Annotated in this window: 10 protein-coding genes and 2 pseudogenes; 5 read left to right on the top strand and 7 right to left on the bottom strand. The window is 67.9% G+C overall.

Annotated features, from left to right (window positions below; translation table 11 throughout):
- The 4 genes from ABT147_RS44075 (at window position 1) to ABT147_RS44060 (ending at window position 8,808) form a co-directional block, all read left to right on the top strand.
- On the top strand, window positions 1-3,369 hold the full coding sequence (locus ABT147_RS44075; RefSeq protein ID WP_351417498.1) for a pPIWI_RE_Z domain-containing protein: 3,369 nt from the start codon (window positions 1-3) through the stop codon (window positions 3,367-3,369).
- Window positions 3,366-6,200: an RNaseH domain-containing protein gene (locus ABT147_RS44070; RefSeq protein WP_351417496.1), complete on the top strand. Its 2,835-nt coding sequence runs from the start codon at window positions 3,366-3,368 to the stop codon at window positions 6,198-6,200. The genes ABT147_RS44075 and ABT147_RS44070 overlap by 4 nt, the downstream gene beginning before the upstream one ends.
- 896 nt (window positions 6,201-7,096) lie before the next feature.
- The gene (locus ABT147_RS44065; RefSeq protein ID WP_351417493.1) at window positions 7,097-7,345 is read left to right on the top strand and encodes a hypothetical protein; all 249 of its coding nucleotides are present in this window, start codon (window positions 7,097-7,099) and stop codon (window positions 7,343-7,345) included.
- Window positions 7,346-7,806: 461 nt separating this feature from the next.
- Window positions 7,807-8,808: a DUF6615 family protein gene (locus ABT147_RS44060; protein WP_351417491.1), complete on the top strand. Its 1,002-nt coding sequence runs from the start codon at window positions 7,807-7,809 to the stop codon at window positions 8,806-8,808.
- A gap of 77 nt (window positions 8,809-8,885) precedes the next feature.
- Here ABT147_RS44060 and ABT147_RS44055 read toward each other — a convergent pair whose 3' ends face one another.
- The 6 genes and pseudogenes from ABT147_RS44055 to ABT147_RS44030 form a co-directional block, all read right to left on the bottom strand.
- Window positions 8,886-9,584 (bottom strand): ComF family protein, encoded by a 699-nt coding sequence (locus ABT147_RS44055; RefSeq protein WP_351417488.1) that lies wholly within the window; start codon window positions 9,582-9,584, stop codon window positions 8,886-8,888.
- Window positions 9,585-9,625: 41 nt separating this feature from the next.
- Window positions 9,626-10,591, bottom strand: coding sequence for a DNA-processing protein DprA (locus tag ABT147_RS44050; protein ID WP_351417486.1), 966 nt, complete (start codon window positions 10,589-10,591; stop codon window positions 9,626-9,628).
- A gap of 123 nt (window positions 10,592-10,714) precedes the next feature.
- Entirely contained in the window at window positions 10,715-12,343 is a 1,629-nt protein-coding gene (locus ABT147_RS44045) for a hypothetical protein (RefSeq protein ID WP_351417484.1), read from the bottom strand.
- A gap of 89 nt (window positions 12,344-12,432) precedes the next feature.
- A pseudogene (locus ABT147_RS44040) lies at window positions 12,433-12,609 on the bottom strand (IS6 family transposase); the annotation flags it as partial.
- A gap of 212 nt (window positions 12,610-12,821) precedes the next feature.
- Entirely contained in the window at window positions 12,822-13,193 is a 372-nt protein-coding gene (locus ABT147_RS44035) for a DUF6188 family protein (protein ID WP_351417481.1), read from the bottom strand.
- A 2-nt stretch (window positions 13,194-13,195) separates the two neighbouring features.
- Window positions 13,196-20,221 (bottom strand): polymorphic toxin-type HINT domain-containing protein, encoded by a 7,026-nt coding sequence (locus tag ABT147_RS44030; protein WP_502983277.1) that lies wholly within the window; start codon window positions 20,219-20,221, stop codon window positions 13,196-13,198.
- 941 nt (window positions 20,222-21,162) lie between these two features.
- Here ABT147_RS44030 and ABT147_RS44025 point away from each other — a divergent pair.
- Window positions 21,163-22,041, top strand: coding sequence for a pentapeptide repeat-containing protein (locus ABT147_RS44025; RefSeq protein WP_351417476.1), 879 nt, complete (start codon window positions 21,163-21,165; stop codon window positions 22,039-22,041).
- A gap of 85 nt (window positions 22,042-22,126) precedes the next feature.
- Here the strand turns inward: ABT147_RS44025 and ABT147_RS44020 are convergent.
- Window positions 22,127-22,616, bottom strand: a pseudogene (locus ABT147_RS44020) (IS6 family transposase); the annotation flags it as partial.
- Between the last annotated feature and the right edge of the window lie 133 nt (window positions 22,617-22,749).

Below are 22,749 nucleotides of genomic sequence, written 5' to 3'. Positions count from 1 at the left end.
ATGGGCTCGCAGTGGTACGAGGACCTGGTTACCGACCTCCAGCAGACTGGCCTGGACACGCGGCTGGGTGATCTGTCGCCGGCGGAGTTCTGCCAGCTCGAGCTCGGCTTGTTCTATCTGGAGCAGCACCTGGCCGGGCAGCCGGTCGGCGCACTGTGGACGGTGCTCAACCACTATGCGGACCTGGGGCCGACGGGCTTGGAGGTCGTCCGGCGGGTGCGGCTTCGGATGGGCGACGCGGCACGCGGCGGCCAGTGGCGCGAGCGGCTGAACGAGTATCGCAAAGTCCCCGTCGAGCTGCGGCTGTTCACCACCGCCGGCCCGCCTGGGCATCGGGTCCTCAATGACACCCTCTTCGAGCGGTACCCCTCGCCGCATCTTCCGCAGCGAGAAGGCCTCTACCGGGCTGCGCTCACCGACGCGGTTCCCTACGACATCGAGCCGGCCCACGAACCGGTGCCGCCGGGCGCCGAGTGCTTCTTCAAACGGCGCGACGGCGCGGTTGAGAGCCTGCGGATCCCGTCCTGGATTCAGGTCGCCCCACCGACCGCGCGGCTCGCTGCGCGCGTGAGCCGCGTCCGGGAGCCGTTCCCTGTCACCCGCGACGATCTGGCGCAGGCCTTCAAGGAGATGGATCGGGCCCTGGAGTCGCACCCGCAGATCAGTGACCGCGACTTCGAGCGGCGCTTTCAGAACATGACGTTCTCGCGTGTCGACCAAGCGGCCGGGCGACTCGTCGACGGCCTGGGGGTGTTCACCGTCGACGGGATCGCCCACACGGTCGGGTTGATGAACGCGGGCAAGAGCACCTTGCTGGACGGGCTGGCGTTCATCGGTGTCCAGCGCGGAGTGCGAGTGGGCTACGTGATGCCGTCGATCAGCGCCGCGCTGGCCAAGGTGCGGTTTCTGCGCGCGCTGGGGATCCGCGCGGTCCCGCTGATCGGCCGTACCACCCGCGAACGCCACGTAGAGAGCTACTGGCGCGACGAGCTGTACGACGTGGACGCCGGGCACGCGCTGCCCGGCCCGGAGTTGGACCCGGCGGCGGAGTTCACCACGTCGATGTGCCTGCTCGAGCCGCTGCGTACCGGTGCCGGACGCGGTGACGCGCCGTTGCGGGAGGAGGACTTCCCCTGCCGCGGGCGGCTGAAGCTGCCGAAGAAGCGCGAGCTGCACGACTGCCCGTTGACGCACGTGTGCCCGCAGCAGGCCGCGGCGCGCGCGGTCCCGGATGCGCAGGTGTGGGTGATGACATCCTCCGGTCTGGTGAGCAGCCGGATGGAGAGCTCCTCCTACCGGGCGCGGCAGATCGAGGCGATCCAGCACGAGCTGGGCTTGTTGCTGGTCGACGAGGCCGACAAGGTGATGGGCGATTTCGACCAGCGGTTCATGCTGCAGGAGCCACTCACTTTTCCCGGTGGCTGGAGCGCCCGCACGGCGATCGCCTGCCATGACAGTCTCGACGCCGCCTGGCATCAACCGCTGGCCCACCCTGATGTGCGCCGCTACCAGGGCTATATGCTGCGGCACTACCAGGCTCTGGCCGGCCTGTACCCGCTGCTGGTGACTCCGCCGGACAAGAGGAACAAGGGCCAGAACAAGAGTGGCAGGGGCCGGGGCGACGAGGATCTGCTGTCGGAGATCGTCGCGGAGGGCCCGTTCAGCGGTTTCTCGCTGCTTAACCGACTGGCCCGATCCTTGCACGGGATCACCACCTTGCAGGAGCGGCCGGACCAGGCCAAGGAGGAAGAGGCCGCGGACCGGTTCTTCGAGGAGTTCCTCGCACCGTTGGCCCGGGACCCGTTCAAAGCGCCTCCCGGTCACCTGGACCGCCTGCTGACCGCGATGACGGCCGGCTACGACACTGAGTGGTCCGGGAAGGAAGCGGCCGAGGGATGGCTGCTCGAACACGCGCCGAAGGACAAGGACGGGAACGTCAGCGGCTGGGTTGAGCAGATGCTGCCGCAGCTAGTACAGCTGCTCATGGCCGGCATCTGGTCGTCGCGGATCACCACGAGTTTCTTCGGCGCCAACTCGCTGCTGCCCGCGGTCCAAAAGCAGATGCCGATGGAGGCGGCCGACAGCTTCTTCAAGCACCAGCCGCCGCCCGACCTGCAGATGCTCGTGCCCGAGCAGGCCATGGGCAACATGCTGGCCCTGCAGTGGAAACCGAACCGGGACGCCACCAGCGGGTCGCTGGAGATCCTGTGGCTGCGCGGGGTGGGCCGCTGGCTGCTCTACCACCTGCACGACCTGCTGGGGTGCGAGGGTATCGAGGGCCCCAACGTGGTGCTCACCTCTGCCACGAGTTGGATGCCCGGCTCGGCGCGCTACCACGTGGCCATCACTCCGCAGCTGATCCTGCGCGAACCCGAACCGTGCGCGCAGGCGCTGCGCCAGAGCCGGATGCTGTTTCGGCCACAGTACCGACCCGGCGACCACAAGGGCATCTTCGTGTCCGGCGCCGGTGGCCGCCAGCAGCGTGAGGACGCGCTGCGTGCCGTCCTGGACGCGATCTGCAACCCCGCGCCCGGGGCTTCCAGGTCGCTGGTCGACCAGGTGCGTGATCGGCTGGACCCCGATCGTCAGCGGCTCGCGTTCGTCACACTCAGCGGCAAGGACGCGGCCACGTGCGCACTGCACATGAACCTCAAGACCCGCCTGGCGGCCCGCCACGTCACCCCCGACTCCGAGGCCCCTGGCCGGTATGGGCTGGCCTACCGGCGGATCGGGCGCTTCGCCGCGACGGACGCTGACGTCATGCTCGCCCCGGAGGGGTCGCTGCAGCGCGGCCACAACGTCCTCAACGGGCGGGGGGTGGCGGCGTTCGGTGCCTTGTTCTACCTCGCCAGGCTGCACCCGCCCGCCGACGACCTGTCGTTCCCGCTCGCCGTTCTCAACCAGTACGCGATGCAGCGGCTGCTGGACCCGGTGGACGGCACGGCCCCGGTTGTGGACCTGAGCAAGCAGGCCCAACTGCTGCGCGCCGATGCCCGCGGCCTGTGGCTGACCTTGATGGGGCAACCGCTGTTTTTCTCCCGCCTTGCCCGCGTCGACCTTCGGCGGGCGTTCGTCAGCGACCTGATGGTGCAGCTGTACCAGACGCTCGGACGCACGATCCGCGGCAACGTGCCGACCCGGATCTACCTCATCGACGCCGCGTTCGCGCCCCGGGCCGCCAACCTGCGCGAGACGGCCGAGGACACCGACCGCACCAGCGTGCTGGTCGCCGGCCGGCAGTTGATCAACCGCCTGCTCGATCCCCCGGAGCCGGGCGCGCTGCCTGGGCGGCGACTCGAGCACGAGATCGCGAGTGCGACCTGGGGCCTGTTGGACAACCTCTTCGAGACCATGGACTGGGGCCGATGACCGAGCGACCGAAGCGCCCGAAGATCTCCTTCAGCGGGATCCAGTTCCCGCTGTTCGCCGCGAAACCGGACGCGTGGTGGCCGCGCGAGCTGCACGGCGCGGCATTCCCCACCGATCTGCTCCCCCGCCTGGAGCGGGCCTGGGCCTCCAATCCGAAAGCGCGCCACAAGGACCGCCTGCCGACGTGGGCGCTCACGGAATTGCTGCTGGAGCTGGAGCCGCAGCTGCTGGCCGTCTCCACCGACCTGCGCGCCAGCACCTGGCTGCGCGCGATGCGTCCGCTTGCCGACACCACCGTGGTGGCACTCGCGCTGGAGGCCTGGGTCTGCGGGCATGTAGCCCCTCACCAGGCCGACGTCCCATGGGGCGAGGTCATCGGCGAGGCGCTGAAGCCGCAGTGGAAGCCGGTCCGGCCGGACCTGCTCGAACGCGGCGTGCGACCGAACGGCACCGCCGAGCCCAGCGAGGCCGCCTACAAGATGCTGGCGACGTTTCTTGCCGCCAGCTGGGTCGATCGAAGGCGCCAACTGGGCGGCCGCGACACCGATCAGGGATCCTCGTGGATCATGGGCCCGGCCTCGCCCGACGGTGACCGGTCAGTGTTCCTGTGGCCGCCGACCCGCCTCTCCCGAGGCGGCGAGCAGGGCTACAGCACCCACTACCTGCGCTTCAACGTGGTGACACTCCCCCACGACGAGCGGCTGCTGCTGCGGGTGGTCCCACACGTCGCGCGCATGGCCGCCACCCAGCCCGCCTACATCCCAAGGCGCAGCCAGTACGAGCCCGCCACCGCCACCATGCTGCTGTACGCACCGAGCGGCGTGCTGCGCGGCACCGAGCGGGACACACTGCTGCGCGCCCCGGTCACCGTGACCGGTGTCAGGGACGAGATGCGGTGGACGTGGAAGCCCGGCCTGCCCCAGATCCTGTCACGGCTCCCCAGCCGCGACCTGTTTCCGCTGCCTGACCAAGTCCGCAAGGACCCGGCCCGCTTCGCCTCCCCGAGCGAGGCCGGGGGCGACCAAGCGCCCAAGCCCCGGGCGTTCCTGCAGCACAGCACCGGCTACAACTACTTCAAAGACGACGGGGACAACAACGACGATGGGACGCGGGAGACCGGTGGGCATCCCACCGGGACCGGCTTCCAGCCGATCGACCACCTGACTGTCTTCGAAGCCCTGGCCCCGGTCCTTGAAGAGCACCACCTCGTGCCGGTCACCCCGGCGGCGGAGGTGAAGCCGCGCTCGCGGCGGCTGCCGAAGAAGCGCACCAAGGCGGGCGTCGAGTACCCGATCGAGCTGTGGCACGCGACGCCGCGCACCGCCGACGCCGTCCACCTCGTGCTCACCCGGATCCTGGGCCTGGAGCACTCCACTGCCCACAATGGCGACGCAGTCGTGAGCTGCTACCGCGGCAACGAGTTCAGTGTCCGGCTGCGCCTGGTCAAACCCGGGCTGCTGCTGGCCGGCTGGCCCAAGGCCACCGATAGCGACCCGGACAAGCGCCGCCGAACCCGCCAGGCCGCCCTCGAAGAACGCGCCCGGCTGTGGCAGGACGCGTTCCCGCCCGAGGACCGGCCGGTGGGCTGCCTCATCGAGCTGGAGGGCCCGGGCTACTACAAAGCCGCCCGGCTGGAGGACCCGAAGAAGCCGCTGAAGAACGCCCTGCCGCCCCGATGCAACCGGCTGGTCCAGATCATCAAGCCCGTCAACCGCGACCCGAACCCGGACGCGAAGAGCACCGGCCTGCACCCTTTCGAGAACACCGAGGTACGCAAGCAGGACATCGAGCGCATCACCGCCGCACTGCTGGACCTGCTGAGGCAGCTGGGCCGCCTCCCCACGCTCCCACCGCTGTTCGGCACCGCGCCGCTGGAAGTATCCGCGCTGTGGCTGGCCCATGCAGGTCCTCACTTCGTTCCGATGCTGCTTCGGATGCGTACCGACGGCACCGCGACCGGTCAGCTGATCCCGAGCCAGAACCACCCCGTCGAACCCGAGATCCCCCTCGAACTGCTTCCCGCGGCGCTGGCCGAGGGCCGCGGAAAGGTGAAGCGGACCGACCGGGAAACGCTTGCCCGCTTCCTGCGCGGCGCGCTCGCCGAGGACGACACCCACGACCGGCTCTTCATCGCCCGCGCCGCGACGTTGCGCAACAAGGGGTTTTGGCCCTGGCTGTCCAACCAGCACATCACCGCCGACGCACTCGTGTGGCCAGGGGTCTCGCTCACCGACCCCGAAGCGGTGCCCGTCCCCCGCACGCCGGCGAGCCTGCCGGGCCTGCGCATTGTGCGGATCAACGACGACAACGACGAGCTGCCCCACGGCTTCGGCATCGGTCCGGCCCCGGAAGCGACCGAGCCTGCCGCCGACATCGAGGATGCCGGCGACAGGCAGGACCAGGCGGAGTCCCACCTGCCAGCCGCCCACGGCCAACGCGCAACGGGCGACGGCGCGAGCGGTGCCCTCGGCGGTGATACCGCGGAGGCGGAGTCGGTCGCGGGGCTGCCCGAACTGCCATACGGATGGGGGCGGTTCTCCGGTGTCGCGCAGTGGAACGATCGCGGCTACCTGGCCATCAACCCCCGCCCCGACACCAGCCAGCTACCCAAGGGCGTGAGCAAGCTGTCCGGGCCGGGCAACGACAGCAAGAACGGCCAGAACCCCACCTCGCTGCACATCCACGCATCCTTCCTCCAGGACGGCGACGACCCGGACCAGCTGGCGCTGTACGTGCAAACACTGCGCCGTTTCCACACGCACACCAAAAAGGCGACCCGGCTGCCGATGATCCTGCACCTGGGAAAGCTCATGGAGGAGTACATCCCCTGATAAGGCAAGCCCCACGGAACCAAGAGCCCTGTTGATGCGCCCGGCTCCCGGCCAGCAGACCGTGCGATGACCTGGCCGACCCGCAGTGAGGGGTCCTGCCCCTCACCCCAGGTCAACACGCTGCTGCCTTCGCGCGCACGGAAGCATCCTGGGAGCACCGCACAAGCACCAGTTACACCTCGGTTGTCCCAACCTTCGCCGGCGAGGAGGCTGGACAGCTCCGCCCGTAGCTCGGGCACCGGGACCTGAGCGCCCAACAAGCCCGCCAACCCCCCAACCCCAAGGTGACCAGCTGCCCGTTGCGAGTGAGATAGAAGCCGCCTCGCTCGAGGCCATAGACATCCTCAAGATCGAGCAATGCATACCCCGGGGACAACGAAATGGCCGTTGCCACTCGTCGGCCGCCTCCAACTTGCCCGCCTCGCACCCGCGACCACGACCTGCTCCGGAAACACCTGACCACCCCCTGAACCCAACCACCTCACCGCCCCAGCGCTCACAAGACCGACCGACAGCACCGGTACCTATAGGTGCGCCAACCACCCCGCGGAAAACCGCCACCACACACCCAGCATCACTGCGCAGCACAAACAGCCAGCTCAGCCCAAACAGCACACGTCGCCGACCCACCAACCCCGCACCCGCTGCCCCGACAGGGCGAACATACTGCTCAGTACAGCTGAACAACAGCAGGCCACAATCAAGATCATTAAGTAATGATGCCAGCTACGCCACAGCCAACTCACGCAAGAATCCGCGAATTGCGAGGTTGCGGACCTTGGCCGCAGAACAGCACCTCAGATCGGAAAGTCAGAATTCCGGGCTGCGGAGGCGCCGGAGCCGAACGGCCCCCGGCCGGGCGGCGGAACCCGCCACGGACATTCCCGGCACGTGACATGCTGGCCGCGCTGAAGCCGATGGGCCTGTTGGGGAGGCTGCCGACCGAGCAGGAGTGGGAGAACGAGGAAAAGCTGGCCGACGAGCCCGAGATCATGCGGCTGCAGGCCGCCCGCATGCTCGCCGGATCCGCCGAGGCTCAGGTCTTCCTCTCCCTCAACGCACGCCACGCCGCGAGGTCCCGCACTCCACCGGAACCTCGGGCAGCACGAGGATGCCGGACAGGCCGTGGACCGAGGCGAGGGTGAGGCGACCGCGCGCCCAGGCAGTCCGCGGTGGGCTGCACGTACTGGATACCGAACGCGCGCTACGCCCGAATGGTGGTGAACGCGTGGCAGGCGGCTTGCCGTAACCAGACAGGCGGCGGCCGATTATCACGCAGGATCCGGCGGGTATGCCCCCGGACGCCGCGCACGGGGGGACGCGGCGCCCGGGAGGACTGCTTGCCAACGTACCGCGCCATCCAGTCTCTTATCGCATATATCGGGGATCCGGATCACGTGGCGGGACCCAGCGCGGATCGAACGCAGTCTGGCCCGGGAGGCGGTCACGAGGACGCCGGATCGGCCACGACGGACCTGGTGCCGGGGGGATGATGAGGAAGCCATGGCCAAGTCGCAGAAGGGCAGCCGCGTTGAGTCACTTCTCCGGGCGTGAGACCAGCCCTAATGAGGCGCTCCGGCAAGGCCGGACGGCAGTGGATCGTCTGATGACGGGGATGCTGGACGCCGGCGGGATGTTCCGTGAGGTGACGGCGACCCAGGTGCTCCTGTCCACCGCATACCCGCGCATCCGGTTCGTCGAGTTCGCAGCCGACGAGGAGAAGGAGAACGGAGCCGACTGGCTGTGGTGGTGGGTGGACCGGGACGGTACCTGCTACGGGCTCCTGGTCCAAGCGAAGATCTTGAAGTTGCACGGCAAGCGCTGGAGCATCGACTTCAGCTACAAGACGCGCGGCGACGACCGGACGCAGCTCTCGAAACTGATCAAGGCGGCGAACCGCTTCCACGTCCCCGCCGCGTACGTCTTGTACTGCGGGGACGCTCAGTACCGATCGACTCTGACCTGCGACCGCACCCATGACGACGTTCCTTGCAAGGAGCGCGACCGGGTCGGTGTGTCCACTGTCTCCGCTCTGGTGGCGGAGACCGCCGTCGGCCTGGACGGCAAGAACGCGGGCGTGAGCGCCTTCCACGACGCCGTTCCCGTCGAAGACCTCGCCAGCCCCGACGGCCTGGACGCGCCGATCGTGCCCCTCGCGCGCGGGCTGGCCGGGGACCTCGACCGCTTCCTGCGGCAGCCGCAGCGGGGCTCTCGCCGGGTGGCAAAGGAACTTCTCCGGCCTGTCCAGCGGATCAGGAACGGCCAGTTCGCCGGTGCGACGGTCATGGAACGCGCCACCCCGGTCACCGGCGCCCTTTTCGAGAACGTACCCAACGACTACGGGCATTTCTCCGTGCCGTACCTCGCGCACATGCTCTGCGGTCTGCGGGCGGAGGTCCCCGGCTACGTGCGCGACGTCCTGGAAGGCCAGACTTCTCCGACATGGGTCACTGACCACGTCGGCGGGATCGTCGTGATTCCCGACGCGGACGCCCCGACCACGGCGTCACCGGCCCGGGCTGGTGACGGTGGCGCCGGGCTACTCCTCTCGGATCTCCTCGCAGCGCCGCAGCCGCCACATGACCACCGTCCTGGGCAAGCCGCGTGAGTTCGACACGAAGCGTCCGGCACTGACCGACCGGCCGGAGCCAGCCGACAGGCCCAGTCCCGGTGTCCGGGGCGGCGTCATCCGCTCCAGGGGACCCGGGCGAGAACGAGCCCCCGGACGTCGGCGGCTCCGGTCGCCCGGAGCCGAAGCGCGACGTGCTGGAGCTGCGATCCGCTGGTGAACACGTCGTCGACGAGCAGGATGGTGGCCCCCCTGATGTCGCTGACGTCTCCGGTCCAGGTCAGGGCAGCGGCATGCGCGGTCGCGGCCGCGCGCTTCTCATCCAGGGTGCGATTCGCGGACCGGGCCGTCTCAGCGTGCTTCACCAGCCGGTGCGCGCCCGGCGGGCTGAGCGGGAAGGCCCGGGTCACGTCCTCTGTGTAGGCGGCGTCCATGATCGCCTCGATGTGCTGGATGGGCTGGCGGCCGATGTGGGTGGGGTTGCCGACGACGTAGTCGACGCCGCGCATCGCCTCGGGGTGGCTCTCCATCCAGCCGACGAGGAGCCGGCCAAAGATCAGCGCCCAGCCGGCCCTCCCCTCGTACTTCAGCGTGTGGATCTTGTCGCGCAGGGCTCCGGAGTACATGGCCACCGCGTCGACACGCGAGAACCCCCGCTCAGCTTCCGGGAGCGCACACACCCGATTACTGCACTGCCTGCCGGGCGCGACGGCCTGGGAGCAGACGGGGCAGTGGGGTTCGGCGACCGGCTGGAGTGTGCGGCCGGCACAGTCGGAGCACAGCCGGGCGGTGCCGGTGATGCGGTACGCGCACACCGGGCAGTTGGGAAAGCCTGCCGGATTAGGGAGACCTGCCGTCACAGGCCGGCCAGAGCGAGCTGCTGGCGCTGCTGTCCTGCGGCCTGGATGTCCGCTGCCTGGCCGAGACGGTCGGTGATGTCGCTGGAGGCGGTGACCAGGATCGCCCGGCCCTCGTCCAGCATCTTCTTGGCCCAGGGCTGGGTGTCGGCGAGGGAACGGATCAGGAAGACGAGCTTGCCGTGCTCGGCGGCCAGGCGAGCCTGCATCTTCGCGCCTGACGTGCTCGAGGCCTCGATGACGACGCTGCCCAGCGTGGTGCCGGACGTGACGACGTTGCGTCGGGGGAAGGTGTACTTCGCCGGCGGGCTCGTGGGCCAGAACTGGCTCAGCAGCGCTCCCCCAGCGCTGAGGATCGCCTTCGCGAGCGGACGGTTCTCGGCCGGGTAGATCGGGGCGGCGATGCCGGTACCCATGACGGCGAACGTCCGGCCGCCCGCGGTGAGCGTTGCCTGATGGGCGGCAGCGTCGATGCCCTTGGCGAGACCGCTGGCGATCACGACGTCGTGACCGACGAGCTCGCGGGCCATCCGTGCCGCCCGGCGCAACCCGTCCTCGGATGCCTGGCGGGTGCCGACGATGGCGATGGAGCGGGCGTCGCGCTGATCGAGCTCGCCGCGGTAGAAGAGGAACGGCGGCAGGTTGCCGATCACGCGCAGGTTCGCCGGGTAGTCCTTGTCCAGGACGGTGACCAGGCGCGCGCCAGCCTTGTCGGCGGCGGCGAGCTCGTCGTCGACGCGGGCACGGGCGGCGTCCAGGCCGGCGGGCAGGGCCTGCTGCAGCAGGGGGCGGTTCTTGGTCGCGGCACGCGAGTCCTCGTGCAGCTGTCCGTCCATGAGCGCGGCCAGGCCCTCGGGGCTCTGGGCGCCGCGGGCGAGCAGGCTCCAGTCGAGGGTGGCATCGCCAGCACGCAGCGCGCACAGGGTCAGCAGAACGTGCTGGTCAGCGGTGATATCGAGGTCCATCAGGGTGTCCTTCTACTCGTGGCCCCGGGATGTTCGAAGGATGAAGCGAGGTACTCGGGCCACTTCCATCATGGCGTACGGAGCCCCCGGACGGACAGAAAGGGGGGCCGTCGAGCCGGTTCCTCAGGCCTGTCGCCGCTGTTCCATATGGGCGAGGGCTTCGGCGAGCTGGGTGGCCCCGCCGGGCGCCGCGACCGGTTCCCAGATGATCCCTACCGCCAGACAGATGCCGCTGACCAGGCGCTCCGCCTCGCTGGTGTCGTACCACTGCTCGACCTGCCCCGGCAGGGCGATCCACCACAAGGCGGTGGTCGTCGTCTCCCCGGTCGGCACGAGGTACTCGCCGCGCCAGACGAGGGGGTACGCATGCTGCTGGAGGTGGGTGAGCATGTCGGCGAGGTGCCGCTGCCGGGCGATCTTGTAGGCGGTCATGGGAGAGCGGGTGCCAGCAGGAACCGGGCGGGGTGCCGGATGAGCCATCCGGGCAGGGGCCGCCTCAGGGGCGGCCTGGGGTTCGACGGCACCCTCCGCAGCGGCGGCGAAGTGCTCCATAGCCGTCGTCAGGACCACCGACGGCCCTTCCTCCGCTCCTCCAGGGCCCGTCGTCGTCTGGAAGTGCGTCAGGGGGATGTCGTTGGTGGTGAAGGGATCGATCGTGACGCCGGGGCGCAGTTGGTATACGGTGTGGCGCGGTGGGTACTTTCCGATGGTCAGTGCGATGACCCGTGCTGCTCCGGCCTCGCTGAGGAGGGTGCGGGCCCACTCCAGGGACTTGCCCTCGGTGGTGAAGTCGTCGAAGACGATCACCGTCTTGCCGGCGATCTTCTTCTTGTAGGTCGGGTTGACTCGTACGGTGCGGGCTTGGGCGGCGATGGAGATGTCCCGTCCCGTCGACTGGCCGACGCTCCTCTTGTACCGCTCCAGGCTGGTATCCGGGGCCTGAACGACGCGTTCGAGAAGGTCCTCCTTGTAGGAGGAGCCCGTCATGACCTTGGCGCGCTGCAGGAAACCGGCAAGCTGCGGGTTGCCCTTGGCCGGCGTGCTGCTGGGGTACACGCAGAAGAAACTCTGACCAGGCAGCGCACCGTCGAGGTAGGCCGCACACAGAAGGTGCAGCATCAGGACATCGCGGGCGTCCTCGTCCCCGACCTTGACGGTGTTCTCGTAGGTGAAGATGTCCTTGATCGTGAAGGTCCGGCCGCCGCCGCGGGGGAACCGCGCGTTGAAGGGCAGCATCGAGCGGATCGCGAAGGCGCGGTCCTCGTCATCGAGACGGAACGCCCAACGGGGCTCGTGCAGCAGGAAGTACTCCAAGAGCTCGATGACGTCGGCGGGCTCATCGGACATCAGCGAGGTGATCTTCGCTCCCAGGCGGCTGGCCCAGCGGGCGTGGATGTGGACGACGCCGGCATGGAGGCCTGTGTACCAGTCGAACTGCGAGGTCCCGACAAGGATGAGCTGGTTCATGCGAAGGCCGAGTCTGTCCGCGACCGCCTCCAGCCAGGCCTTGTTGCCGCGCTTCGCCTTGTCCGGGATGTCGTCCCGGCACAGATGCAGGGCCGGTTCGGGAAGGCCGGCCGCAGCAAGGGCCGACTTGGCGTCCATCGGGTCGTTGGTCAGCAGCACCCACGCCACATCGCGTTGATCGAGCCACCGCAGCAGTTCAGCGATCCCCTCGTGCGCACGCCCGGGCCCGTGCAGGACTGCCTTGTAGTCGATCGCGACCGCGCGCACCGTCTTCTTCTCGTCCATCGCCGCCCCCAATGCTGTGCCCTGATCATGAACTGACCCTCTTGCCATGATCTCAGCCGTTCTGACGGGGCATCCGCAGATTCAGGATTCCCCGGCTTGGCGCACCAGCGACGCACCGTCTCGTAGGAGACGACGACACCGCGCTCGAGCATCAGCTCCTCGACCTCGCGGAATGACAGCGGGAAGCGGAAGTACAGCCACACACAGTGGGAGATGACCTCGACCGGGTACCGGTGCCCCTTGTACGACGGCGACACGGCCCCCACAGACAGCCCCTTCCAGCACGATCTACCAGAAGATCATTCCACCGGTCAGCCAACGCGACAGTGCCCCCGGTGAGTATGGCCGCGAGCGGGGTGCCGTGCCCGCAGGGGCCCCTGCCTCTATGGCCCCGTCGGAGCGCTCCCGACGGGGCCACAAATTTGCTCCTGCATGCAGGTGCGATGCGAAGATCAAGTTTTCCAGTTACGGCTGGATATCACTCACCACTCCACACCGAAATCTCCCCTCCGGGCATGCAGATCACTCGTTTTCCCTTAGGTCCGACAAACCCCCAAGCCTCATACTCCTCGTCCGGAAGGATAGTCAGTTTCGTGCCACTCTCGAATTCGACCACGAGATCCCCGGCTCTTCCCACCTCAGCCTCAGTAATCACGTCATGGGCCAGTCGGACGAGATGGGGAGCAGCAACGTCCGGGGATTCTGGATCGAAAGATACATGACCCCCGGCCGATACTTGAAGAACCGCTTCGGTCTCGATGCGCAGTTCGCAATCACCACTGGTCAGGACTGTGAGAGCCGCGTCGAAGCAGACACGGGTAACTGCTTGACCCTGAAGGTTTAGGTTCATTCTTACCATCCCACCGGAAGTGGATAAGTGCCGTCAGGATTCATCGGGATATGAGTATCAGCTTTCGAGCCGGGCTTTCCGTTGAGCCCGATCGGCTGGCCATGCTTGTTTGTGAAACGCACATAGCCATCCGGGTACCTTGCGGTCGGATTCATCACGCGAAGCATGTCAGCATTTCCGGTAGACCCAGGCTTCTGCCACACACTTCCCTTTCCGGTATCAGCTATCCGTGCCACCCAGTCGTCACCCACTCCAGTGGGACGCTGAGGGCCGATGGCGGGAGTGCATGGTGTCGAATTGTGAACCAGAACCGGCGTGCCCCCCGCCAGCACATAGTACGTGTGGATTCCATCGACCGTGAGGTTGCGGGTTTCCAACTGGTCGCGGAAGGAGTGGACCGCGCCCACGGCGACCGTGGCGCCGGTGCCGGTCCGCAAGGTCATGCCAGGGGTGAGGTCAGCCGCGTCGATCCATGTGCCGGCCGATGGGGACCAGAATGGGTGGTGGTCGGTTGCGATGATCTCGGCGTCGCCGTCGTCCGTGTTCACCGTGAGGCCGGTGAATTCTTTGTCCTCTTTGGTGATGATGGTGGCGAGGACGGTGCGGGCTTCGGTTTTTCCTGTTTCCGGGTCGGTGGCGAGGACTTTGTCTCCGGCCTGGATGTCGCCGATTTCCTTGACGGAGCCGTCTGCCATGCGGACGCCGGCTTCCGGCAGGAAGCTGTTTCTGCATGGCTTCCCGAGCTTGCCGCCTCGTCCGAGCGCGTACACGACAACGGCGTCAAATCCCACGTTCCCGCATATGGGGCACGAGTCCACCGGGATGCTCTTTACGTGCTTCCAGCCGTCGTAGTACTTCCGGAAGTTCGTACACGTCATGTCGGTGCCCATGCCGTCTCTGCCGCAGCGATAGCGGAAGTAGTGCTCATAGTTCAGTTCGGGGCTGACGTGCGGCATGTAGGTTCCGGCGGCCTGCATCTGCCCGACGGTCGGTGCGTCCTGGTCGTCCCCCAGGTAGTTGTTCACCAGGTCCGTCGGAGCGCTCGGTGCCTCGCCGTCTCCCAAATCCGTGACTACCGGCGGAGGAGCGGGATCGTCCCCGCCGGTGTTGATTTTGCCGGGCCCGCACTCTTCCCACCCCGTGCCTTCGCACTCGGCCCGGATCAGACCGGTGGGGTCGGCGTAATTGATGGGGTCGTTGCCGCTGTAGCTGTAGGCAGAAAGGTTCTGCGGGTCGTAGGGCGTGCTGAGCGGGTCGGGGCTGAGGAAGCGCCCGAGGCGAGGGTCGTACGCTCTCGCGCCCAGCATGGACAGCCCGGTGCTGGTGTCTTCGACCTTGTCGAGGAAGCCGTTGTCCGTGCCGGTGGGCAAGGCACCGCTGCGTTCGTCGCCGAACGGGGTGTAGCGGCGGCGGGTCGAGGTACCGGACGTCGCGTCTACGGCGATCTGGGTGGAGGCCTGGGTGTCGCCCATCAGGTAGATGAGTTTGCCGTTGGTGGCGGTGGTGCCCTCGGTGGTGCGCATGGCGACGGTGGCGGTGCCGCTGGTGTAGTGGCGGGTGGCGGTGACGGTGGTGCCGTCGGTGCGCAGTTCCATGCTGCCGAGGGTGGCGACGGTCTCGACCGGGGTGGTGCGGACGAGGAGGTTGCCGTCGGCGTCGTAGGCGTAGCGGGTCAGTTCGCTGCCGCTGGTCTTGGTGGTCTTGACTGTGGCCAGTTGGGCGAGTTTGGTCCAGGTGTAGTCGATGGTCGTTGCTGTGCCGGTGGGGGGTTGTTCGATGCGCTTGAGCATCGTGCCGTCGTCGTCGTAGGTGACGGTGTCGGTCTGGGTGGTGGTGCTGCCGGTTTTGTGGAGGATCTTGCGGACGCCGTGGGGCCAGTTGGCGTTGGCGGTGGTCCAGGTGCCGGCGTCGTCGTAGCCGGGGTAGAGGTAGTCGCGCAGGGCGGCGGTGCCGGCGGTGTTGGTGTCGGTGACCGACTGGAGGTTGCCCATGCGGTCGTAGGTGTAGGCGGTCTGGTACGGGGTGGTGCCCTGGTTGTTGGTGGTGGTCTGTGTGGTGTTCGCGCAGATGCCTGCCGTGGTGTGGGTGAAGGCGCTCGTCAGGCGGCTCTGGTCGTCGTAGCGGAAGCACTGCGACTGGGCGGTCTGGCCGGTGGCCTGTTCGCGCAGTTCGGTGATCCGGCCGGCCAGGTCGTAGGTGTAGGTGTCCTGCTGCTTTTCGGTGATCAGTTCGTTGACGTTGGTGGTCGTCGCGATGGACTTGAGCCAGCGGGTGCCGTTGTCGTCGTCGTAGTCGTAGGTGCGGTGGGCGCTGACGCCGTTGCCGTCGAAGTCGGCGCCGTATGTCCGTCCGACGAGACGGTCGTAGGAGTCGTAGGCGGTGTCGTCGATATAGACGGCGGCGCCAAGCGTGCTGGTCAGGCGGTCCGGCAGGCCGTAGGTGTCGTAGGAGGCGGTCACCGTCTCCGCGGCGAGGCCGCCTGCGGCGGGGTAGGTCACCTTGGTGAGATGGCCTGCGGCGTCGTAGGCGAACGAGGTCGTGTAGGTGCCGGCCAGGCCGCTGACTGCGGCGGGGATCGTGACGGTGCTGCTCAGTGCGCGGCCGCGGGTGTCGAAGGATCCGGTTTTGGTGGTGTAGGTGTTGCCTGCCGTGTCGCGGCTGGTGGTGGAGGTGATCTGGCCCTTGCCGTTGGTGACGCTCAGGCCATCCCAGGTCCAGGCGGCGAGTTCGTCCGCACCGCTGACAATGGATGTCTTGCGGCCGAGGTTGTCGTATCCGTGGTTCAGGACGGTCTTGCCGCCGTTACCCGTGGTCTTGCTGATCTGCCCGTTGGCGTCGTAGACGGTCGTCGAGGTGCCCGCGTCGGGGTCGTCGACGGTGAGGCGCTGCCCGGCCCAGTCGTAGGTGTAGAAGGTGTTGTTGCCCCTGGGGTCGCTGATCTGCTTCAGCTCGCCCTTGCCGGTGTAGCTGTAGGACGTGGTGTAGGTGGCGCTGCCGCTGTGCTCGACGACCTTGGAGACCTGACCGTAGACATCGGTGTACGTGTCGATCGGCGTGCCGACGGCTGGCTGGACGACGGTGTGGTCGCCGTTGTAGGTGGTGGTGACCTTGCCTTCGGCCTGGGTGACGCCGTCGGCTTGGAGCCGGGAGATCACGGTGCGGCCGGCCCAGTCCAGGACCAGATCGTTGTAGGAGGGCAGGTCGGCGACGTCGGCGCTGGAGGGGCCGCCGGAACCGGCGGTTCCCTGGTTGCGGAAGACCGCCGAGGTCCCGGTGACCTGGCCCGCCGAGTCGTAGCGGGTGACCGCCACCTGCCGGAACGGAACCATCTGCGGTGCCGGCCAGTCGAGGCCGTCGGGCAGCGGGGTCTGCGTCTCCCGGGCACGGCCGAGGCCGTCCATGTAGGCGTACGAGGACAGGTACGTCGAGCCAGACTGCAGGACGCGGGTCCCCACGTGCGGGTAGCCGTCCACCGTGTCCGGAACCCCGTCGCCGCTGGTCGAGGTGGGGATGCTGTAGCTGTACGTCATCGACGGCGAGCTGCCGGTTTCGGTGGGCTTCCACACCTCCACGACGCGGCCCGCAGAGTCCAGGGTGACCTTGGTGGAGTGGCCGTTGACGTCTTTGGCGGTGGTCGGGGCGCCCCAGAAGCGGGAGATCCACACGGTGGAGGTCAGACCGGTGCGGGCGGAGGCGGCGCCGTCCGGGTCGGGAGTCGTGGTGGTGATGCCGTTCAGGGGCCAGGTGTTGGCTGGACTGTAGGTGGTGGTGGTGCGGTTGTGCAGGCCGTCCTCGGTCCACACCACGCGGCCGGCGTCGTCGTAGCCGGACCACGCCGAGCGGTAGGTACCGGACTTGGTGTAGGTGCGGGTCTCGGTGGGGTTGCCGTCGACGGGCTTGTTGGCGGCCACCGTTGCGGCGCCGTCGTACAGGGTGGTGGCGTAGCCGTCCTGGTTGCTGTCTGTGATGTCCGGGCAGCCCACCGAGTAGTGCTTGACCTGGTCCTGCAGGACGGTCCAGCGCAGGGCGCCGGTGGAGTCGTAGGCGTCGGTGTTGTAGGCCCGGCCGTAGGTGGTGCAGCGGTTGTCGGCGACGCCCGGCTCGCCCTTGTCGTGGGTGCGCATGGGCAGGCCGAAGGTGGTGGAGGCGGCTTCGGAGGCGCTGTACTCGTTCTCCACCGAGCGTTCGCGCCAGCCGCCGCTGACCTTGGTGCTGGTGGTGGTTTCGGACTCGCGGACGAAGCGGGCGTCGGGCAGGCCGGCGTACTGGGCGGTGTTGCGGGACCAGTACGAGTGGTAGGTGCGCTCGTGGGAGACGTCCTGGTCATCGCGCAGGGAGGTGGACAGGACCTTGCCGGACAGCCAGTCGTGGTCGGTGTATGCGGCGCCGTCACCGTTGTCGACCGTGACGGTTTTCGTCGCCGACGCGTCCGTCTTGGACGTGCGGTCCCCGTCCAGGCCGCGGTAGAGCCAGTACTTCTTGGTCTTCTTTCCCGTGCCCGAGCCGGTGGAGACCTTCACCTCCTGATAGCCGCGCCAGTCGGACCAGGTTTCGTCCTCGTCCTTGGTGAGCGGGTCGTCGGTGAACCGCCAGCCGGCGCCGTCCTCGTAGGTGTATGAGGTGGTCATCACCGGGGCGCCGTCCTGGTTGGTCGTCACCGTCGGATCGACCTCGACCTGGGTGACCAGGAACTTCTTGAACCAGCCGGTGCGGGATTCGGTCTCGCCCTCGGGGGTCCACTTCTGCCAGTAGCAGTCCTTGGTGTTGGTGGCCTGGCTGGGCAGATTGTCGATGTCGCAGGGGTTGGCGAAGCCGTAGGAGACGGTGGTGGTGGCGCCGAGGTCGCCGTGGATCTCCTTGATCCGGGGGAAGTTCAGCTCGGTGGAGCCGACCTTGTTGTCCAGGTCGATCCGGTCGAAGTTGATCACCGGCAGGACGAGGTCGGTGCCGCTGCTATAGGTGCGGCGCTGGACGTAGTCCAGCCACAGCGTCTTGCCGATGGTCCCGTCCGGGTTCGGCATGCCGTACTTGTTCTGGTACTGCTGCACCAGGTCCCAGCCGGTGCCGTCCTGGTCACTGACGTAGGTCTTGATGTCCCAGAGCATGTCCGTGGAGAAGAACGTCGGGTAGTACGTCTTGCCCGCACAGTTGTAGTCCGCGGACGTGCCGTCGCACATCAGGTCGATGGGCACGTCGGGGTAGGAGGTCGGCTTGTCGTCGAACGTGGGGCACGCCGCGGGCGTATCGCGCAGCGGGTCGTTCTCCTGGACCCGCTCGATGCACCGGTTGACGTGGCTCAGCTCGACCTTCGCGGGAACCTTGCCGTCGATGATCTGCGAGGACCAGCCGTACTGGATCTCCTTCACATAGCCCGAGGAGACGTACTGGCGGGCCTTGTCGGTGTTCGCGACCGAGCGGTAGTGGTTGTACTCCTTGTCGTAGAAGTACATCGTCTCGACCTCGTTGGCATCGACCGCCCTATCGAGGTTCCAGCGCCAGGCCTGCGTGCACGGCTCGGGGAACTGATCGTGGCAGGGCTCGCCGGTGTCGTTGCCGACCACGGGGACGGTGAAGACGGAGGCAGTCGCGGTGCTGGTGCGCTCGGAGCGGCCCCAGCCGAAGTAGTAACGCTGCCCGTCCTGAGTGGAGATCAGCCAGTACTCGCCGTTGCGGCCCGCGCCGTGCCCGTCGAACAGACGCTGCACCCGCCAGCCCGGATCGTCCTTCACGTGGTAAGCACCGCTGCCGGTGTTGTCCTGGACCAGCTCCGAGGTGACCCCGTTGAGGTTGATGACGTAGACCGCGCCGGACGGCTCCAGGACGGAGTTCGGCGAGTCCCAGCACATGTCCCCGATCGTCGGCAGCCCGTCCTCGGTGCAGTTGCGGTACCGGCGCTCGATGTAGCCGACGCTCAGGTCCCAGCCCATACCCGCCCAGGACGACTGGTTGTTCGACGCCGACGTACGGCCGTCCACCGACTGCGAGTTGTATGTCATCGCCAGCGACGGAGCGGAGCCCATCGGCGGCTTCGGCAGCTCGACGGGCAGGCTGTAGGTGAAGGCGCCCGAGCCCGTCGACACGTCCCACGATCCCGTGGGTGCCAGCGTCGAGGCCCGGTAGTCGCCCTGGTCGGAGGAGGATCCCGTGTTCAGCAGGAACACGCTGCCGCCACTGGTGCCGGCCTCGCGCATCAGCTGCGGCGCGGGGCCGTCCGCCGTCATGTCGGCCGCCGCCGGCACCGTCGCGGTCAGCGTGCCCGAAGCGGTGTCGTTCTCCACCGGCACGGCCTCACGGTCCGTGCAGCCCGCCGCCTCCGGTGTTTCCAGCGCGCAGGCCGGGGCCTTCACCAGACGCAGGCGCGAGGCGAAGTCAGCGCCGTAGGCGTACTTGAAACCGGAATAGTCGATGTCGACCTGGACCTCGCCGGGGACGTCGACCCCGTCGGTCCGGGTGACCTGCAGCCCCAGGCCGATCCCTCCCGCCGGGGCCACCGCCTCACGGTCCAGCACTTGCACATCGACCTGATCCGGGGAGACCAGGTCCGGGGCGGACTCGCTCGACGAGGACTCTGCGGGAGCCGGCGTGGAAGTGGGCTCTTTCTCCGGGCTCGCGCCCGGCGCAGGGCCTTCCGTAGGATTCAGGGTCGCGCTCGGCGAGGCGGTGTCGTCCTTCGCCAGGCGGGCCGCACCCAACTGGGCCTCGGCCCCGGCCTTCTCCACGACCGGAGCCACCTCGACGACATCCGCTACCTGCGTGTCCTCACCGCTCGGGCTCTCCGCGGAGGACGAGGCGGACGGCTCGGGAGCCACCGTGCCCGGCTCCCCTGGAGCCGCCTCGGCCAGATCGACCGTCGCCTCCCCCGCGCTCGGCCACTCCGGGGCCGGCAGCGCCTTGCCGACCTCCTCGGCCTTCTGCACCGGAACCGAGCCCAGAGACTGCGACGGAACCACCGGCGTCGTGTCAGCAGCGGCCGCCCTCGCCTGCTGCGGCGACACCACCGACACCGTCGACAGCAAAGCCGCGAGCATCGCACCCGCAACGCCGACCGAGACAACACGCGCACGCCGAGCAGCCACTCGAACTCCCACCCCATGCAGACCACGCCAGCGCGCGAACCGCAGCTCACATGTACCGACCGTCGGCATCAGGACAGGGCGGCCGCGCTCCCCAGCACGGAAACGGAATGACCTGTTCCTGAATTGGATCAGTGAACGTGGACAGTAGCTGCTGTGAATAAGCCGTGAACAGGCCAACTCGAAGAAAGGTTTCAGCCACCACGAGTGATCTCGACCACGCGCCGAACATGCAGCACGCCAGCCACTACCGCCCCGACCCCCGATGCAGTCCGCAAACGGCACTACCACGCCGAAGGAACAGGCCGCCAGCGGCAAGATGTTGCCAGAGCGGAGGTGGCGACTGCGTGCACGTGGAGGGCACCTGGATCCTCAACGCCATCGCCACGAGAACGGCAGGAAAGTGATCGTGCAGGCCGTGCTCATGCGCCGCGAAGTTGCTTCGGGCTCGCGGATACCGGACGGAGCGGCGAACAGCACGATGCCGTCGTCCCGGACTCTCGGACCGAGCATGTCGAGAACCTCGTCGCAGAGCGGTTCCGGAGGCGGCAAATGGCCCGGTCTCGTCACCCCGCCCCGTCGCCGCGCTCCGGCGGACGCGCCGCGTCCGCGGCGCGTCCGCGGCGCACACAGCCAGGCTGCCGTCGACGTCGCGCCGCCCGGGCGCGAAGAAGGCGGCCCCTCACTGCATCGGGTGAGCTGCGGCTGTTCGGCTCCGGGTGCCGCATCGCGCACGCTCGAATATCGGCATGCCGTCCTCGCCAGCCCGCCGCCCGCGCTTACGCAGCACAACCCGACGTGTTGTCCAACCTCGGACGGTACAAGACTCCGCGTCCGGTCGGCTTCGCGGCCGTGCGCCGCGTGAAGGCTTGGACTGGGCCCGTCGGATCGAATTGGTGTCGGTGCTGCTGGCCTCCCTCGTCGCCGTCGCCGGGCTGTGGTACTCCAACGTCCAGACCACGCAGACCAATGTCCAGGCACGAGCGGACAGGGCCCTCGCCAAAGAAGGACAGATCACCGACCGGTACACGGCAGCAGTCGGAAACCTCGGAGCGAAGGAGATGGATGTGCGCCTGGGCGGAATCTATGCCCTCCAGCGCATCATGCAGGACTCACACCGTGATCACCCCACCATCGCCAACGTCCTATCCACGTACGTCCGCATCCACGCCACTGCTCGCCCTCCCAAGGACGGGGACGTCCCGGCCGATGTGCAGGCGGCCCTCACGGTCCTCGGCACCCGCGATACCGTCCACGACAAGGAGTTCCGCCCAGATTTCCATGGCGCACACCTGAACGGTGCGATTCTGGTGAACGCCCATCTGGCTGGTGCAGATCTGTATGGCACAGATCTGAGGGGCGCGCGCCTCGACGGTGCGAACCTGCGCCGCGCGAACCTGCGGAAGGCGGACTTGAGGAACGCGCACCTGGGTGATGCAGATCTGTACGACGCTCGCCTCGCTAGAGCGGACTTGAGCAGCGCGCACCTGGTCGGTGCAAACCTGTACGACGCTCACCTCGCTAGGGCGGATTTGAGCGGCGCAAACCTGGTCAGCGCAGACCTACGCGCCGCCTACCTGGAGGGAGCGGACTTGAGCCGCGCGCAGCTGATGAGCGCGGATCTACGCGCCGCGCATCTGGTTGAAGCGGACTTGAGCCGCGCGAACCTGAAGAACGCGGACCTACGCGACGCATTTCTGTACCGCGTGTGCCTGAGCGGCGCGTACCTGTACAACGCGCGTGGCGTCACATTTGACGAGTGCGCCAGCACGTAGCCCGACGCTGGGCGTTGTCACGTTGTTGGCTGTGACTGCCTGACGGCGCGTCGGGGCAGGGTGGGCTTGGGAGCCGGGCCTGTGCTCAGGCCGCGGTGGCAAGGCCGGCGACGCCGGTGATCTGCTCCCACATGGTGAAGCGGACGGTCATCTCGGCTCGGTAGTCGTGGGCGGGCATCAGATGGCGGCGGGGCTGGAAGTGGGGCGAGGTACCGCTGGACGCGGACAGGAACCGCTGGGCCCCTCCCACGGAGCGGAAGCCCTTCATCGCCCGTTCACGCTGCCGGGTCGGCTGGTGGCTGTTCTCCGCCCGGTTGTTCAGGTACTTCGACTGGCGGTGCTCGACGCAGGGGCATGACCTCGCGGTGGGCAGCGCCGTAGGAGCGGAGCCTGTCGGTGACGACCACCCGCGCCACCGCACCCGTCCCCTTCATCAGCCTGCGGAAGAAACGCATGGCCGCGGCCTTGTCCCGCCGGTTCTGCACCAGAATTTCCAGCACGATGCCGTTTTGGTCGACGGCCCGCCATAGGTACTGCAACCGCCCGTTGATCTTGATGAAGACCTCGTCCAGGTGCTTCCCAATGCTGATGTCAAGCCGCGGCTGTGGCTGGGGGGGGTGTGACCTGGTAGCACCGTCGGTCACGGATCAAGGCCCACAGGACGTTGACGCGGCGGCGGGCGAGCGCGAGGAGAGCCTGGACGTGGCG

Origin of the sequence: Streptomyces sp. NPDC001868 (assembly GCF_040297125.1) — a bacterium.
Taxonomy (GTDB): domain Bacteria; phylum Actinomycetota; class Actinomycetes; order Streptomycetales; family Streptomycetaceae; genus Streptomyces.
This window is presented reverse-complemented; position numbering and strand designations above follow the sequence as displayed.

Bases quoted from the DNA above. Each gene is read 5' to 3' on its own strand.
- ABT147_RS44075 (WP_351417498.1), top strand. From the start codon at position 1: ATGGGCTCGCAGTGGTACGAGGACCTGGTTACCGACCTCCAGCAGACT.
- ABT147_RS44070 (WP_351417496.1), top strand. From the start codon at position 3,366: ATGACCGAGCGACCGAAGCGCCCGAAGATCTCCTTCAGCGGGATCCAG.
- ABT147_RS44065 (WP_351417493.1), top strand. From the start codon at position 7,097: ATGCTGGCCGCGCTGAAGCCGATGGGCCTGTTGGGGAGGCTGCCGACC.
- ABT147_RS44060 (WP_351417491.1), top strand. From the start codon at position 7,807: ATGACGGGGATGCTGGACGCCGGCGGGATGTTCCGTGAGGTGACGGCG.
- ABT147_RS44050 (WP_351417486.1), bottom strand. From the start codon at position 10,591: ATGGACCTCGATATCACCGCTGACCAGCACGTTCTGCTGACCCTGTGC.
- ABT147_RS44045 (WP_351417484.1), bottom strand. From the start codon at position 12,343: ATGGACGAGAAGAAGACGGTGCGCGCGGTCGCGATCGACTACAAGGCA.
- ABT147_RS44035 (WP_351417481.1), bottom strand. From the start codon at position 13,193: ATGAACCTAAACCTTCAGGGTCAAGCAGTTACCCGTGTCTGCTTCGAC.
- ABT147_RS44030 (WP_502983277.1), bottom strand. From the start codon at position 20,221: ATGCTCGCGGCTTTGCTGTCGACGGTGTCGGTGGTGTCGCCGCAGCAG.